A 16290-nucleotide genomic window follows, 5' to 3' on the forward strand; every position below is an offset into this window, starting at 1 on the left:
TTGCGCTTGACGGTCAACAGCGACAGTAATCATGGGGCTCGATAGGAGTTTTTCCGACTTATCTACCAATATAACGTCAAGCTCAAAGGGAAAAATTTCAACAGGCTTATCCATAGCTTGGCACCCTTTTAGGTGGGGTTGGGGCTCATCAGAACGTCATGTCTGACGAGTGATTTGTGCTATTGAGGATAGTCTATGTATTACCGGCCACCTGAGGCACCTCAAAATTTTTATATGGGGAATATAAATCAACTCAACTAAACGAGCATTTAGTGTAGTTAAATATTTGCCTCCTGCAGTTATAACTTAAACTTGAGAAAAAGGTGCCCGCAAAAGTGCATTATAAAAAACATGAAGCTTGCACTTTTGCAGGAGCGCTTATACTAATAAAACTTAACAGTTATGAGATCTCAAGTTGGTCGTGCTGAACTTCTACAACGCCCTCCTCCAGCCATTTCTCGAACTTGAACAGGGCGACCCCTTGCTCCATTGGCGCGTAGTACACAAGGCGCAGATGCCGTTCGACATCGATTGTCAGCGTGGTGTGTTCCAGAGTGACGTCGCCAAATGAATCGATCGTCAGGTGCCGAATACCCTGACAGGGACCATGAATATCCTGCCGAGACCACCAGCCTTTGAATTCCGCACTGACACTCTCAAGTTCACGCACCAGTGAAGCAACATCACTTTCGTTTGAGGCGTGAACATAATCCCGGCGAAAACTGGAGAGCATCTGGATTGCCTGGTCGTCCCAAGGCTGGAAAAGAGATTTCGTGCGCTCGTCGGTAAACAACATCGATAAAAAGTTGCGTTGCTCAGGTGTTTTCTCGGAGAACTTGAAAATCTTGTCAGCTGCGGGGTTCCAGGCCAGGACATCCCAGCGAAGGTTCAGCACATAAGCGGGTCGCAACGGCAGATCCGCCATCAGGCGATGAACGATCTGGGGAACGACGCACCAGGTTTTGCCCTCCTCGGCCGGCGGTCGCTGGTGTGAAAGCAGATAGAGATGGCGACGCTCGACCGCATCGAGCTTGAGGACCCGGCACAGATTGTCCAGGAAGGCAGGTGACACACCAATATCGCGTCCCTGTTCGAGCCATGTGTACCAAGACAATCCGACACCCGCCAGTGCCGCTACTTCTTCTCGACGCAGCCCGGGTGTACGGCGTCTGCCAGTCGGGGGTAACCCTGCCTCTGCAAGAGATATGCGCTCTCGGCGGCTGCGTAAAAACTCAGCCAGGTCCTGTCGAGTGCGCTCAAGATTCCTTTCCATTATCCAGTTACTCCTAGTAACACTATAAACAGTAGCCATTGTACTAACTATTAGGTTGCTAAAGAATCCGCTCGGCCCGGAAACAAGCGGCCAATTGCATCCGCGAAGGATTATCGCGGGATTTGATGCCAAGGAGTAGAAAGAATGTATCAAGCACTGCTGCAGGATAAGCTCGAGGCCTTGCATACCTCTGGCCAATACCGGCAATTTACAACGCTTAACAGGATTTGCGGCCGTTATCCTCTGGCTCATCTCACTGACAATAATGACAGCGAAGTTGTAGTTTGGTGCAGCAACGATTATCTCGGCATGTCCCAGCATCAGGATGTCAGAGCGGCGATGCATCATGCCGTTGACAGCTACGGTGCCGGTGCCGGTGGATCGCGAAATATCGGTGGTACGCATAATCTTTTCAGCCGTCTTGAAGCGAGCATTGCCGACTGGCATGGCAAAGAGGCTGCGCTGGTTTTCCCGACCGGTTTTGGCTCAAACGATGCCACGCTTCAATGCCTGCTCCGGCAACTCCCTGACTGCGTGGTGTTCAGTGATGAACTGAATCACGCGTCCATCGTCAACGGAATTCGCGCAGTCACCGCAGAACGTCAGGTGTTTCGTCACAACGACGTCGCTCATCTGGAAGAGCTGCTTTCGCGGTATCCGCTCGATCGTCCGAAAATCGTCGTGTTCGAATCGATCTACTCAATGGACGGCGACCGTGCGCCCATTGCCGAAATCGCAGCCGTTGCGAAAAAGCACAATGCACTGACCTACCTGGATGAAGTACATGCGGTCGGCATGTATGGCCCTCGAGGCGCAGGATTGGCGGCTGAACTGGGTGTCGAAGACCAGTTGGATATTATTCAGGGCACCATGGCCAAAGCCATCGGCATCATCGGTGGCTACGTAGCGTCAAGCCGGACGATGATCGATGCCATTCGCTCGCTCTGTACCGGTTTCATATTCACCACGGCCCTGCCACCCGCCGTGGTCGCGGGTTGCATTGCGAGCGTCGAACACCTCAAGGCCAGCAACACCGAGCGAGAGGCACTGCACGCCAAAACCCGCTACCTGCGCGACCAATTGCAGATGCGCGGTATCCCGGTCATGCCCTGCTCGACCACGCACGTACTGCCAGTGCTGATCGGTCAAGGCGCGTTGTGCAAGGCGGCTGCCGAACGTCTGCTGTATTCGCACTCCGTGTATTTGCAGCCGATCAATTCGCCTTCCGTGCCGATCGGTACAGAACGCTTTCGAGTGAACGTGACGCCGAATCACTCTGAGGCGCAGATCGAACATTTGGCTGCCGCGCTGCAAGAGACATTCCTGCATTTCAATATTCCGCTGGCGCCCGGCTTCGAACTCAGAGGTGTCGCGTGAGCCGTAGCGAGCCAATTGTCGTTCGCCAAGCAACGAGCGAACATTTCGACGCGGTCATTGAGCTCAGAGCGCTGTTGCTTGAAGGCTCGGAGGCCAGCTATGCCTGCACCTCCGTCGAAGAAAAGAAACTCTGGCGAGCGACCTATAAAGCCTGGCTGCACGACGTGCTCGGCAGTTCGCCGTCAACCCGTCTGCTGGTCGCGCTCAACGGTGACCAGGTGGTCGGCTGCGTCACCGGTTTTGTTGATCGTCGAGCGCCCGGGCCTGACTGCATCAATGGTTTGTGCGGCTGGGTGCAATCGATGGTCGTGCTGCCGGCGTTCCGTTCTCAGGGACTTTCGCGGATGTTGATGGCGTCACTCATGAACTGGTTCGACTCGATGCAAGTCGGCAAGGTCGTGCTGCAGGCGACCCCGGCAGCGGAACCCCTTTACCAGCGAATGGGTTATCGCCGCAGCTCGGAATACGTCTGGGCCTGGCAGGCACGGGAGCAATGCGCATGAACATCCTGATTATCGGATTGGGCTATGCGGGCAAACGCTTTCAGCGGGCATTTGAGCGATTGAGCCAAGACTACGAAGTCAAGCTCTCCTATTGCTCGCGGCGAGAAAAGAACAGCCGTCTGCCCTACTACGCCAATCTTCAAGATGCACTGCGTGAACTGCAGCCGGAGATCGTCGTGGTCAGTGCCAACGACATCAACCATGCCGAAGTCTTGACCGATCTGGCCGGCTACACCGGTTTCATCATCTGTGAAAAGCCGATGCTGACCTCCCGGGACGACCTCTTGACCATCAGCAAAGGCTTGCGTCACGTCAGTGGTTTTGCGCTGGACCTGGTTGAGCGCTATTCAGAAGCGACTGCGCGCCTCAAGCAACTGGCTGAAAGTAATGACTGGCAGTTGTTGCGCTCAAGTTTTCATTGGGGCAAAGACCGCATCAACGACTACCGCCCGACCTGCGGTGTGGTCAGTGAGGTCATCCATGCGCTGGATCTCGTCAGCTGGATCTGCCCTTCGCCCTCCCCGCTCAAACTGCAACATGCCATAGGTGTCAGGTCGGACTTCTCGATTTCCGGCAACGATGTACTCGACACGGTGATGTTCACCGCCGACCTCGGCGGTGCAGCAGTGGCAGGCTACGCGAGCTTTGTGAACATTCACCGGCAACGCACGGTGGATTTCACATTCGCCGATCCAGCCGGGCAGATCATCCACTCAAGGCTTGAGTTCGACGAACCGGATTGGGACAGCGACCACCTGCGCATCTGGACGCGAGATGAGCGCGGGGCAATTGTCGAGATCGAGCAACGCAGCTATCAGAGCGCATCCGACCCATCGACCGCGACGATCCTCAAACTCAGCCGTCTGTGCCGGGATGTCTTGCGTTTTGTCGCCGACAGCGAGCAACCCCTGCAACCCTTCGCGGGCCTGGGGACGACGATAGAACTGCAAACGCTGCTCAATGAAATCGACACCCAGTCATTGACCGCCAGCGCGGTCCAGTATGTCCAGTCGGGCATGCGCACCCTCATACCAGAAGACGCTGACCTAGAAAGTCTCGGCTAAAGAATTGAACAAGGAGTTTTAATATGTGTGGTATTGCCGGATGGCTTTCTTTTGGCCAGGACCTGATTCACCAACAACCGACGCTCGAACGCATGACCATGACCATGGCCAACCGTGGGCCGGACGCGGGTGGCATCTGGATCGATGGCCCTGTGGGCCTGGGCCATCGTCGCCTGTCTATCATCGACCTGGAAGGCGGTCGCCAACCGATGCTTGCGCGTAACGCCGGCACGGTTGCAGCGGCCATCACTTACAGCGGTGAGGTGTACAACTTCCGCGAATTGCGTAACGAACTGCTCAGCCGTGGGCATCAGTTCGAAACCCAGAGCGACACCGAAGTCGTGTTGCGAGCATACGTTGAATGGGGCGTGGCGTTTACCGAACACCTTAACGGCATGTACGCCTTTGCAATCTGGGATATGCACACGCAAACCCTGCATCTGATCCGTGACCGGATGGGTGTCAAACCGCTGTATTACTTCGAGACCGCAGACGGGGTGATTTTCGGCTCCGAGCCCAAGGCGCTGCTCGCCAATCCGCTGGTGCCGCGCAATGTCGGTGCAGACGGCCTGCGCGAAATTTTCGAAATGGTCAAAACCCCCGGCCAAGCGATCTTTGAAGGCATGCGAGAAGTGCTGCCCGGTGAGTTTGTTTCCATCAATCGCAAGGGCCTTAAACGTCATTGCTACTGGAAACTGGAGGCGAAAGAACACACCGACAGCCTCGAACAAACCATCAAGCACACCCGCGATTTGCTCGAAGACATCGTCGACCGCCAGATCGTCGCGGACGTGCCTTTGTGCAGCCTGCTGTCGGGTGGCCTCGACTCCTCCATCATCACCGCACTGGCCTCGAAAAAGCTGCTGGCGGCCGGCAAGGAAAACATTCGCTCGTTCTCGCTTGATTTCATCGATCACGGCGGCGGTTTCACCAGCGATGCGGTGCGCGGCACACCGGATGCGCCTTTCGTCAAAGACCTGGTGCAGAAGATCCGCTCCACTCACGGTGAGATCCTCCTCGACAGCCGCGACATGGCCGACCCGGAGCTTCGTACCAAGATCATTCAGGCACTCGACTTGCCGCCGGCGTTCTGGGGCGACATGTGGCCTTCGCTCTATCGCCTCTTCGAAGAAGTCCGTCGGCACTCGACCGTTGCGCTGTCCGGCGAGTCCGCCGACGAAGTCTTCGGTGGCTATCGCTGGTTCCATGATCCGGATGCGATCCAAGCAGACACCTTCCCTTGGCTGACGTCGGTAACCGGCAAGTATTTCGACGGCAAACCGCTGTTCGCCAAAGGGCTGATGGAAAAACTGTCGATGAACGAGTTCGTCGCAGACTCCTATCAGCAAGCGCTGCGTGACGTACCGGTGCTGCCGGGTGAAAGCGCGACGGATCGGCGGATGCGCGAGATGACGTACGTGAACCTGACACGTTTCGTGCAAACCCTGCTGGACCGCAAGGATCGCATGAGCATGGCCGTCGGCCTCGAAGTCCGCGTGCCGTTCTGTGATCACCGCCTGGTCGAGTACGCCTTCAACATTCCTTGGGAAATCAAGGCGTTCGACGGCCGCGAGAAAAGCATTTTGCGCGCAGCGACCCGCGACCTGCTCCCGGCCTCGATTTCTGATCGGGTGAAAAGTCCATACCCGTCGACCCAGGATCCAGCCTATGAAGCCGTGTTGCGCGCAGACCTCGCCGCCATCATGGCTGATCCGAATGCGCCGGTTCGAGCCCTGCTCGACAACGAGCAAGTCGGCGCTACCCTCGCCCGTCATCTGGGCGACAACTCGCCTATGTACGATCGCATGGGCATGGAGTTGGCGGTTGGACTCAACGCCTGGCTCACCGAGTACGACGTCAATCTGGTGATCTGATCACACCCGGGGGCTGCGGAGTCAGCCCCCTGCCTTGCACAAGGAGTAACTTATGTCCAAAACAATACCGGCCCCCGTTTACCTCATCGCGATCGGCGCTTTTGCGCTGGGGATGGCGTCTTACGTCACTGCAGGCCTGATCCCGATGATCGAACAGGCCTTTGATGTACAGGTCGCCGTCGCAGCACAACTGGTCACGGCGTTCACCCTTGCTTACGGCATTGGTTCGCCAGTCTTCGTGGCGATGTTGCCTGCACAGCGCCAACGATTTGGTTTGTTGGTCGCATTGGCGTTGTTCGTTGCAGCCAACGTCGCCAGTGCCCTGGTCGACGATTTTGTCGCCCTGTTGGTGTGTCGAGCCGTTGCAGGCATAGGCGCCGGCGTCTATCTGGCCACCGGCATCGCCGCATCGGCGGCGGTTTCAGCTCCGGAACTGAGAGGCAAGGCGATTGCCGTGATCATGGGCGGCATGGCCAGCGGCACGGTACTTGGGGTGCCTGTCAGTCTGCTGCTCGCCGAGCAATTCGGTTGGCAGATGGCCCTGTGGCTGGTGGCTTTCCTCGGCCTGATTTCCTGGCTGGGCCTGCTGATCAAACTGCCGGCGATCTCTGCCGGACCGGCGATGCCGATCAGCCGCAAACTGGCCCTGCTGGGCGACCGTAACGTGATGACCATTCTCCTGGTTTCGCTGCTGGCGGCGGTCGCGAGTCTCGGCATGTACACCTTCATGGTGCCGTTGATGGCGGACCCGGCCTATGGCGGTGTCAACAACATCACGCCGTATCTGTGGGTCTGGGGGCTGGGTGGTGTGGCGGGCAGTTTCCTCGTCGGGCCGCTGGTGGATCGCATCAAGGGACCGATGCTCACGTTCCTGATTCTGGTCATCCTCAGCGTCTCGTTGCTTGCGCTGCCGGCTGCCGCAGCCGTGACACCGTGGCTGGCGATGATTCCGATCGCCGTCTGGGGCGCCGTCGGCTGGGCGCTGCAAGTGCCGCAAAACAACGAGTTGATCGCCGCGCGTGATCATAAAGGCGACGGCAATCTGGCCGTGGCGCTCAACGAGTCGGCGCTGTATCTGGGCAGCGCCATGGGCGCCGCCGCCGGTGGCTTCATATTGCTGCTGCAAATGCCGGGCTGGACATTGGCAATCAGTGCAGGTGCGGTATCCGTTGTCGCCGCGCTGTTGCAACTGGTGCATCTGCGCAACAGAAGAACCCACGCGGTCAACGGTGCGCCAAGGGTTTCTGCGCAATAACCCTTTTGCATGACTTGTGTGCGAAGTCAGGTGCCGAGCCCTCGGCACCTGATGCCGTGGTCGCGAAGAATAATTTCAACACGCCGCCACTGTCGTCTCTATCTGCCTAACTAAAACACAACAACTAACACAACACTCAATCGCGGTGGTGAATTCATGGAAGCGTCATGTAGGGATGCCCACGTCTTTCGGCTGACGTCTGCCGAACACGAGGCAATACGTAATGCATTCGTCGATATATGTTATGAGCCTACGGGTGGACGCAATTACATACAGACGATCCGCACAACAGCGTATCGAGTGTTCTCCGAGCGTTTACTGGAAAAACTCGAGTCATTGAAAAGCGATGACGCCTCTTTTTGTGTATTTGAAAACTTGCCGGTCGATGAAACATTCGGTAGTCCGCAACATGATGCGGACAGCCTGGGGTTCAAAAACGGTTATGTGTCGGAAAACGTTCTGGTGGCGTTCGGCAGTTTGATTGCGGAGCCTTATTCCATTGGTCACGAAGGGCCAAAACTGGTCAACGACCTGGTGCCCCACCCTGAAGCGGCCACGGAATACACCGGTAACGGCTCGGAAGTCGAGTTGGACTTGCACACCGAAAACGCCTTTCAGACCTATGATTCGCGGGGTGACACCTCGCCCTTGGCGCTGTTGCTGCTGGGCGTGCGGTCCGATCCGCACACGGAAGGTCCGAAAACCTGGGTCGCTGATGCCCGCGAAGCACTGAAGGCGCTGACTGACAGTGAAATAAAGCTGCTATATGGCAAGCACTTCATCATTCGCCAGCCTTACCGCTGGAGAAATACCGACGAACAATCCAGTGAAACCCGGCTGTTTCCCATACTGTCCGGGCCGATAACGCTTCCTCGTGTCACCGCAGCGTTTTATCCGGACATGGTTATTCCTGTGGATGACGCAGCGAAAAAAGCCTATGCGAAGTTTTATGACGCTCTTAAACAAGTTGCCCACGGCACAGACATACAGCCGGGACGTCTCGTTTACGTCAACAATCGTTTCACACTTCATTCCCGCGACAAGTTCACTCCCGGTTTCGATGCCAATGGATATGCTTGGCGCTGGGTTCAACGGCTGTTTCTGACCAATAACCTGTGGAACTTCCGTTCATTCAAAAAAGACGGCGCACGCATCTTTTCGCCCGTTGCCTGATGACTTCAAAAGGTAAATCAAATGTTGGCCGCAAACAGTTACACCTCGATTATCCATAACATTGGCACTTTCCTGACCGGCGACCTCGAACGCCCCCTTATAGATGCCGACACCCTTGTCAGCGTTGACGGCGTCATCACTTTCATCGGTCGCGCCGCAGACGTCGATTTCTCGGAAGCAGACCTGCTGATCGACGCGAAGCGGACCACGGTCATGCCGGGGCTGATCGACAACCACACGCACCCGACGCTCGGTGAATACAGCCCGCGCTCCGGCAACCACAACTGGATCTGGCATTCGTTGCAGGGCGGCGTCACGACGATGATTTCCGCCGGCGAGGTGCATGTTCCGGGCTTGCCGACGGACAGAGTCGGCATGATGGCAATGGCGATTGCCGCACAACGTTCGTTCTCCAGCGCGCGTCCTTCCGGAATAAAAATGGAGGCCGGCGCGCCCCTGCTCAATGATGAGTTTTCCGATCAGGACTTCGCTGAAATGGCCGCCCAAGGCATCAACCAACTGGGTGAAGTCGGCATTGGCCCGGTCAAATCCGTCAGTCGCGCCGCCGAGCTGGTGAAGATGGCGCGCAAACACGGCATGACCTCGATTACCCATACCGGCGGCCCGTCGATTTCCGCCTCGCAGAGCATGGGCGCCGAGGAGATCCTGGAAATTGCCCCCGACATCATTGGCCACATCAACGGCGGTTACACCGCACTCGCTCCCCGGCAGATCCGGTGCCTGTGTGAGGGCTGTCTCGGCGCTTTGGAAATCGTCCACAACGGCAATGAATTCGCTGCGGTGACCACCCTCAACTATGCGCGTGAACTGAACCAGCTCGATCGCATCGTGATCGGCACCGATTCGCCCGCCGGCTGCGGTGTCCCTGCGCTTGGCATGCTCCGCGCCATTGCCCTGCTCAGCAGTTTTGGCGACGTGCCGCCGGAAAAGGCTGTGTGCTTTGCCACCGGTAATACCGCCAAGGTCAGGAAGCTCAACCGCGGCGTTCTCAGCGTCGGCAGAGAGGCCGACATTCTGGTTGCCTGCGGCCCCCTCGGCGGCGCCGAACCCAGCGTACTGGGCAGTTTCAGCAGCGGCGACCTGCCGAGCATCACCGCGATTCTGATTGATGGGCGCCTGGTCGTGCAGCAGTCGAAAAACTCGCCACCACCGTCCGTGTCACCGGTCATTACCCACAACGCCTAAGAGAAGCGTCCCCTCACGGGACGCATTCTTGAGACCCCCTGCATGCATCGAATCCTTGCCGAAATTACCCGCAGAGGCCCCACGGTCCTTGCTTCCGGGTGCGCAATCGGATTGGCAATCCCTTATCTGGCAGATCTGGCGAGACCGCTACTGCCGGTCATGGTGTTTATCTTTGTGTTGGGTACGCTGCTGCGCATCAACAACGCTGAAGTGATCAAAGCAGCAAAAAACCTGAAGATATCGCTGATATTTCCAGCGCTGATGGTAGTGGCGTGTCCGTACGTGTTCGGCATGGCGGCGCTGTATCTCAGTGGCAATCAGGAACTGTCGCTGGCCATTGCCATTGCCGTTGCCGCACCGCCGGCCAGCGGCAATGCCGCCGTCGCCAGAATGCTCGGGCTGGATCCGTCGATGTCGCTGGTCACTGCGCTGTGCTCGATGGCCATTATTCCGATCACCGCCCCGCTCATCCTCCACCTGTTCGCAGACGGCCTGTCCCTGTCCATCGATCCTGCTGATCTGGCGATCAGGCTGGCCATATTGATCGGCGGGGCCGAGGGCGTGGCGATCCTGATACGACGGTTTTCCCACGGTTTCGTCGCTCACCATGGCCTGGCGATCGACGGCGTCGTGGTGATGGCGCTGTTTCTGTTTGCGATCGGAACAATGGCCGGCATGCAGCAGATCATCTTGAATGAACCGTCACTGGCCCTTTCGATGATCGCGCTGGCCTACGGCGTGAATTTCGCCATGCAACTGCTCTTGGGCAGCTTGTACCCCGGAACGCTGATCGCGAAATTCACCATGGGATTGAACGGTGGCAACAGAAATGTCGGGCTCTTGTGGTCGGCGCTTGGCGTCAGCCTGTCCCCGACCATGGCGTTGTATTTCGCCTGCTGCCAATTGCCTATTCACACCATGCCGAAAATACTGCAATTTGCATTGCCAAGAATCGCAAGCTTTTTGAAAAAGCCCGCTGTCACCCCAAGCTGAACCCGAGCGCTAACCGTCTGGAACCTGATGACAATGACACTCACACCGGAAAACCTTCAGCAGCTCGCCGTGCACTCATCCACGGAAACCAAAACCTGTTCGTGTATCCGGGGGCTGTCGCGGGGCTGGGAGAGTTTGCCCGCCGCACTGGCGTCGGGCACGTTGTTGCGGCTCATTGGCCATGTGACGGACGATCCGGAAGACGAGCAGACGCTCGATGAATACCACCCGCACGGAACGCACTTCTGGTCTGAAGATGCGCCCATCTGCTTCAAGTTTTTCCCCTACAACATTGCCAGCGTCTGGGGCTGCACCCAGTGCTCGCGCGCATTTCTGCGGTTCAACGACGCGGGCGCGTATCACTCGGAACCGCGCATTCGCTTGCTTGACGCGGCGCTGATCAAACCTGACCCGCGCCGTGACGCGGGCGTTATCGATGGGTATAGCTGATCGCGTTCGCTATTGCGCCGACACGGCTTTGAGGCCCGCGAGCGCGTAAGTCATCATGTGTTCGATCAGCACGGCGGGTTCCATTTTCAGACCCGGCAGCACGTTCTCGCTCAACGCTTCGTGGGCCAATAGCAGGAAAAGACAAGGCGCAAATACGCCCAGCGCACAGTGCAGCGTGGTCGGGTGATCGTCCGGCATGCCCAGGATCTGCCCCAGAATGCCGCGAAAGACCTTCGCTTTCGGATAGGCCTGCTGCTCCAGCACCGAGGGCAGCAGACTCGAAGGCGACAGCAATTCCCGGCTCAACACCTTGAGCGCCCAGGCATCTCGATGATTGCGCACACGCTCGATCAGGACGGTGATGATCAAACGCAATTTGTCCTCAGGAGAGGCAGGGCTCTGGCTCAAGCTGAACAATATATCGATGCTGAGCAGGCGTTCATGGGCTTCGAGCAGCACGGCACGGTACAGGCCCTCCTTGTTCTCGAAGTGATAATTGACCGACGCCACGTTCGAGTTGGAGTTCTCGCAGACCTGTTTGCTGGTGGTGTTGGCATACCCCAGATCGGCAAACAACTGCCCTGCTGTCTCCAGAATATGCTGGCGGGTTACCCGGCCATCTTGTCGCTGAGCACGTAGAGAGGCTGCCTGATTCGGACCGTACACGAGCATGAACTCCTATTAACTCAAATTCAAATTTGACTTTTATTTTTATGAAGCTTAGCTTCAAATCACCTACATACCTCGATAGGCATGGATATTGGCGACGAATGTTGTCAGGTCCAAGGCCATTTAGCCAAAGGAAAACATCGCAATGGATGCGCGCGTAATGACCCCGTTCACCTACTTCTCTCTGCCGATGCAGAAGCAATTCCTGCGCAATCGCGAGGCGATCAAGGACAAACCCTACGCCAAGTATTTCTCTGCGCAGATGAATGTCCCCCTTTCCGCCGTGTGCAAGATCCAGCAAGGACCACTGCCGCTGGAACAGGCCCTGACGCCGAGCATCGAGGACATCAATCGGTTGCTGGAGGCAGACTTCGTCAGCGAGGAATCGGGATACGCCCTGCTGCCCGGGCCAATGGCGTATGTCCAGAGCCGCAAGTTTTTCCCGCGCTCGACCGCAGCGATGCTGAAATGGTGGTTCATGTGGCACCCGCTGGAAGCCGAACGCTATACCCTGTGGTTTCCTTATGCCCATGTCAGCAATCCCTGCGTCAACCACGAACGCCTCAAGCAGACGTCCCTGAGTTTCGAACAGCGCTTGTACGGCAACACCTTCTGCGCATCGGAATATGTCGGCGATCGACTGATGCACCTGCATATCCACTTCCAGGACCCGGAAAAACTGGGCTTGCGTGCCGATCTGTACCGCGAAGCGAAAATCGACGGAAGCGTCAGCGCGTTGATGAGCCTGGCGGAACAACCCGAGGTGCCGGTGTCGCTGATGGTGCACCTATTCAAAGAAACTCCGGAAGGCCTCTATCTCACCAGCCGCTACTGGGTCGGCAGTCATCCGTCGATGTCGCGTTTTCCTGGTGCCGAAAAGGCTGCCGCACTGATGGAGGCTAACGGTTTCGGCGAAGCGGAACTGGAAACCCTCGCCTATGAATTCGCCGTTCATGACCTGTGCGAATTCAACCATCTGGCCAGTTTTCTGCCAGAACTGTATCGAGAGTTCGGCGCTGCCTGACCCCGCAAAAAAAATGTTCCCCCCAGCGACAAGGCTAAGGGGAACATCTCGAAAACCAGAATTATCCCTTCGAACTGATACCGTTCAGTAAAAGAGTCGTAAATTCCTCGATATCTTTCTCCATCTCCAACTGCTCGGTCAGCAACCGGTACCAGCAAAATCCAAAGATCATATCCAGCAAAAGTTCTCGATTGGTGTCCTTCGGTAACTCACCACGGCTGATGGCATTTTCCACCAATTTCTTCGGCATTTCCCTTCTGCGCTCCATGAATTGGTTCTTCAACTGAACCAATGTCACAGGGTCCAACTGAGCCTCGGCGATGACGCAGCGAAATGCTTCTCCGCAAATCGTTTCACGCCAGACTTTCCAGAGATTGTGTAGCAAAAAGTCGAGATCCGCTTTTAATGAGCCGAGATCAGGATGCTTTCTGACCTGCTCACTTTCGTTCTCGTAGACTTCTGCGATCAATGCAGCCTTGTTGCTCCACCAACGATAAATCGTCGGTTTACTCGCTCCCGCCCGTCGGGCAACCGACTCAATACTGAGTCCCGAATAACCGCATTCCTTGAGGATCTCAATCGTCGAACTGATGATCGCCTTGTGCGTGTGGGGATTCCGTAGGGATCCGATGGAGCTGCGAGAGGGTGTACGAGCCACAGTAAATTCTCCAGGCAGGGTGCTTGACAAATACAATGCAAGGTATAGGATTTCCGAAAATCGCAACGAAACGGTCCGTTTCGTTTCGAGTGGAGTAAACAAGCTGAACATTGACTCCAATCAGTTCGCTTCGGGCTTTTTTGGTTACTTTAGGGGTTTCCGACTCCTTGAGCATGATGTGTGAGCAAGTAAGCGTCCTCTTGCGCTATCGAGTCTGCAGATTTAATTCTGAAACGATACGTACCGTATCATAGCAGCGAGAGAGGCAAAGTGGCAGTATCAGCGCCCTTTTTTGAGTAACCGTCCGGAAACTCCAAGCGGCTGATTTTGCTGGCTAAACGACAAAACTCCGATATCGGGGGCTTTAAAGATAGTTTTCCGTATGTTTCACGATATACGGCGACGCGACACCCTTGTTTTCTGACAGCGAATGGAATCAAAAGGAAAATGAACGTGAAAAAAGCAGGAATAGTGAGCTATGGCACTGGCGTTCCCGTTTGTCGCTTGAAAGTCGAAGAAGTGATCAACGTCTGGAAGAACACCGATCTGCATCTCGTGCAAAACCAGTTGGGGGTGGTCGAAAGAGCCGTTCTTCAACCTGATGAAGATGTGATCACTCTCGGTGTATTGGCCGCCCAGCGTGCACTGGATATGGCCCCCGGCAGTAGCGTCGAGGCTTTGTATCTGGGCACTTGCACCAACCCCTATGACTCCCGCGCCTCGGCCTCTGTCATCCTCGAAATGCTCGGTTCCGGCTATGACGCCTATTGCGCCGACGTCCAGTTCGCGGGCAAATCCGGCACGTCTGCGCTGCAGATTTGCCAGGCACTGGTCGCTTCCGGCATGACCGGCAGCGCCCTTGCAATCGGCGCCGACACTATCAATCGCAACACCGCCCCAGGTGATCTGACCGAATCCTATGCGGGTGCCGGTGCGGCAGCATTATTGGTGGGCACGGAGAATGTCATCGCAGAATTCGATGGCAATTTCTCTTGTGCAGCTGATGTCGCCGACAACATTCGCCCGCAAGGCGATCGTTATATTCGCTCCGGGATGGGGCTTGGCTCGGACAAAAACAGCATCGGTCTGGAAGACCAGACTCGCCGGGCGGCGGAAGGCTTAATGGCCAAATTGCGCACCTGCCCGCAGGACTACGATTACGTCGTGTTCCAGCAGAATCTGGTGTCCACGCCCTACTCCCTCGCCAAGCATCTGGGATTCAATCCTAAACAGGTTGAGCCCGGCATCTATGCGAGCAGCGTTGGTGACACCGGTGCTGCCAGCCCGCTCCTCGGTTTGATTAACGTGCTCGACCAGGCGCGTCCCGGTCAAAAAATCCTGCTGGTGTCTTACGGTTTCGGTGCCGGCAGCGACGCAATCGCTTTGACGGTCACCCCTGCCATCGAGGCCTACCAAAAGCGCAACAGTCCACTGCGCGAATCGCTCGAAAACAAGCTGTACGTAGATTACGGCACGTCCATCAAATACGAGTTCAAGTATTTGCGAGCTGACTACGCCCTCACCGCCTACCTCTGATTTCGCCTGTCTACGCAAGGAGCATGTACATGTGCGCACGTCGTGTTGCAATCGTTTCGGCCGCCTATACGCCGAAACCGGGAAGTTCCAGGGTCCGGCAGACGTTCAAGGAAATGATCGTCGAGTCGGCTTATAAAGCTATCAAAGACGCCAGGATGCATCCTCGGGAAATCCAGGGTGTGGCCTACGGTTATCACGGCGAGGGCATTTCGGAATATGGCGGTCTCGGCCCGACCATCTCCGACACTTTGGGCATAAGCCCGGCGCCGACGTTCATGAGCACCGCCAACTGCACCAGCAGTTCCGTGTCGTTCCAGATGGGCCATCAAATGATTGCCTCCGGGGAATACGATATTGTTCTGGTCGGCGGCTTCGAGAAGATGACCGACCACTTCAACTATGCCGAATACATCGGTTCCAGTACCGAATGTGAGTACGACTACTTCCTGGGTATTTCCCACACCGATGCTTTTGCCCTGGCGACGGCGGAATACTTTGAAAAGTTCGGTTATGCCGGGCGTGAAGCTGATGTGTTGGCGACCTTTGGCCGGCAGATGCGTATTTATGCGCACAACACCCCGAATGCCACGCGCTTCGGCCATCCGATTCCATCTATCGATACCCTGAAAAACAGCGAAGCCTTTGGCTCGATGCTGGCTTGGGGTGAAGCGAGCGGTTGCGCGATTCTGGTCGCCGAACACCTGGCTCACAAATACACGGACAAACCAGTATTCGTTCGCGGATGTGCCTATACGGGCGTTTCCCATTACTTCGGCACGCGTTTTCACAACCCGACCCTGCATCACCCGGGCCTGCCAAAAAATGTCGGCATGGCGGTGTCGGCCAACTCCATCGCTTGCGCTGAAATCGCCTATAAAAAGGCCGGAATCACCGCGAAGGATATCGATGTCGCGCAGGTCTACGACTTGCTCGGCGCGGGTCTGATCCAGATGGAATCCATGGGGGTCTGCAAGCAGGGTCAGGCCGGTGATTTTGTCCTGGAAGGCGGCATCGGCATTGACGGTCCGCTGCCATTGAACACCGACGGCGGCAACATCGGGCGCGGTCACGCGTCCGGTTGTGACGGCATTCTGCACATCACCGAACTGTTCCGTCAGTTGCGCGGTGAATCCGACAACCAGGTCAAGGGCGCGCGCATCGGCGTGTCGCAAAACCTGGGAGGTTATGCCGCCCACAACTCAGTGATCGTTCTTTCCAACGACTAAGGAGCCGGA

The 16290-nt window shown here is 56.6% G+C and carries 15 protein-coding genes; 12 read left to right on the top strand and 3 right to left on the bottom strand.

What is annotated here, in order from left to right; translation table 11 throughout:
- Positions 1–400: 400 nt before the first annotated feature.
- Complete coding sequence (locus ACIONG_RS01640; RefSeq protein WP_401296237.1) at positions 401–1273, bottom strand: helix-turn-helix transcriptional regulator; 873 nt, start codon at positions 1271–1273, stop codon at positions 401–403.
- Positions 1274–1417: 144 nt separating this feature from the next.
- Here ACIONG_RS01640 and hemA point away from each other — a divergent pair, with 144 nt between their 5' ends.
- The 9 genes from hemA (at position 1418) to ACIONG_RS01685 (ending at position 11168) form a co-directional block, all read left to right on the top strand.
- Positions 1418–2650: a 5-aminolevulinate synthase gene (gene hemA / locus ACIONG_RS01645; protein ID WP_103301987.1), complete on the top strand. Its 1233-nt coding sequence runs from the start codon at positions 1418–1420 to the stop codon at positions 2648–2650.
- Positions 2647–3153: a GNAT family N-acetyltransferase gene (locus ACIONG_RS01650; protein ID WP_249412143.1), complete on the top strand. Its 507-nt coding sequence runs from the start codon at positions 2647–2649 to the stop codon at positions 3151–3153. Before hemA ends, ACIONG_RS01650 begins: the two co-directional genes overlap by 4 nt.
- Positions 3150–4217, top strand: coding sequence for a Gfo/Idh/MocA family oxidoreductase (locus ACIONG_RS01655; protein WP_213028697.1), 1068 nt, complete (start codon positions 3150–3152; stop codon positions 4215–4217). The genes ACIONG_RS01650 and ACIONG_RS01655 overlap by 4 nt, the downstream gene beginning before the upstream one ends.
- A gap of 23 nt (positions 4218–4240) precedes the next feature.
- Entirely contained in the window at positions 4241–6091 is a 1851-nt protein-coding gene (asnB, locus tag ACIONG_RS01660; RefSeq protein WP_401296240.1) for an asparagine synthase (glutamine-hydrolyzing), read from the top strand.
- 52 nt (positions 6092–6143) lie between these two features.
- Complete coding sequence (locus tag ACIONG_RS01665) at positions 6144–7346, top strand: MFS transporter (protein ID WP_213028699.1); 1203 nt, start codon at positions 6144–6146, stop codon at positions 7344–7346.
- Positions 7347–7646: 300 nt separating this feature from the next.
- The gene (locus ACIONG_RS01670) at positions 7647–8519 is read left to right on the top strand and encodes a TauD/TfdA family dioxygenase (RefSeq protein ID WP_401296242.1); all 873 of its coding nucleotides are present in this window, start codon (positions 7647–7649) and stop codon (positions 8517–8519) included.
- Between the two features lie 21 nt (positions 8520–8540).
- Complete coding sequence (locus tag ACIONG_RS01675; protein WP_213028701.1) at positions 8541–9725, top strand: amidohydrolase family protein; 1185 nt, start codon at positions 8541–8543, stop codon at positions 9723–9725.
- 42 nt (positions 9726–9767) lie between these two features.
- The gene (locus tag ACIONG_RS01680; RefSeq protein WP_213028702.1) at positions 9768–10718 is read left to right on the top strand and encodes a hypothetical protein; all 951 of its coding nucleotides are present in this window, start codon (positions 9768–9770) and stop codon (positions 10716–10718) included.
- A gap of 27 nt (positions 10719–10745) precedes the next feature.
- Positions 10746–11168 (top strand): hypothetical protein, encoded by a 423-nt coding sequence (locus ACIONG_RS01685; protein WP_401296245.1) that lies wholly within the window; start codon positions 10746–10748, stop codon positions 11166–11168.
- Positions 11169–11177: 9 nt separating this feature from the next.
- Here ACIONG_RS01685 and ACIONG_RS01690 read toward each other — a convergent pair whose 3' ends face one another.
- Positions 11178–11834: a TetR/AcrR family transcriptional regulator gene (locus ACIONG_RS01690; RefSeq protein ID WP_401296247.1), complete on the bottom strand. Its 657-nt coding sequence runs from the start codon at positions 11832–11834 to the stop codon at positions 11178–11180.
- Between the two features lie 148 nt (positions 11835–11982).
- Here ACIONG_RS01690 and ACIONG_RS01695 point away from each other — a divergent pair, with 148 nt between their 5' ends.
- Positions 11983–12861 (top strand): DAPG hydrolase family protein, encoded by an 879-nt coding sequence (locus tag ACIONG_RS01695; protein WP_401296249.1) that lies wholly within the window; start codon positions 11983–11985, stop codon positions 12859–12861.
- Positions 12862–12922: 61 nt separating this feature from the next.
- Here the strand turns inward: ACIONG_RS01695 and ACIONG_RS01700 are convergent, their stop codons facing one another.
- Positions 12923–13519 (bottom strand): TetR/AcrR family transcriptional regulator, encoded by a 597-nt coding sequence (locus tag ACIONG_RS01700; protein ID WP_103302446.1) that lies wholly within the window; start codon positions 13517–13519, stop codon positions 12923–12925.
- Positions 13520–13966: 447 nt separating this feature from the next.
- Here ACIONG_RS01700 and ACIONG_RS01705 point away from each other — a divergent pair, with 447 nt between their 5' ends.
- Both ACIONG_RS01705 and ACIONG_RS01710 read left to right on the top strand, forming a co-directional pair.
- Complete coding sequence (locus ACIONG_RS01705; protein ID WP_103301997.1) at positions 13967–15055, top strand: hydroxymethylglutaryl-CoA synthase; 1089 nt, start codon at positions 13967–13969, stop codon at positions 15053–15055.
- A 29-nt stretch (positions 15056–15084) separates the two neighbouring features.
- Positions 15085–16281 (top strand): thiolase family protein, encoded by a 1197-nt coding sequence (locus ACIONG_RS01710; protein WP_213028704.1) that lies wholly within the window; start codon positions 15085–15087, stop codon positions 16279–16281.
- The last annotated feature ends 9 nt before the right edge of the window (positions 16282–16290 follow it).

The organism is Pseudomonas sp. NPDC087817, assembly GCF_044742875.1.
In the GTDB taxonomy this organism is placed as follows: domain Bacteria; phylum Pseudomonadota; class Gammaproteobacteria; order Pseudomonadales; family Pseudomonadaceae; genus Aquipseudomonas.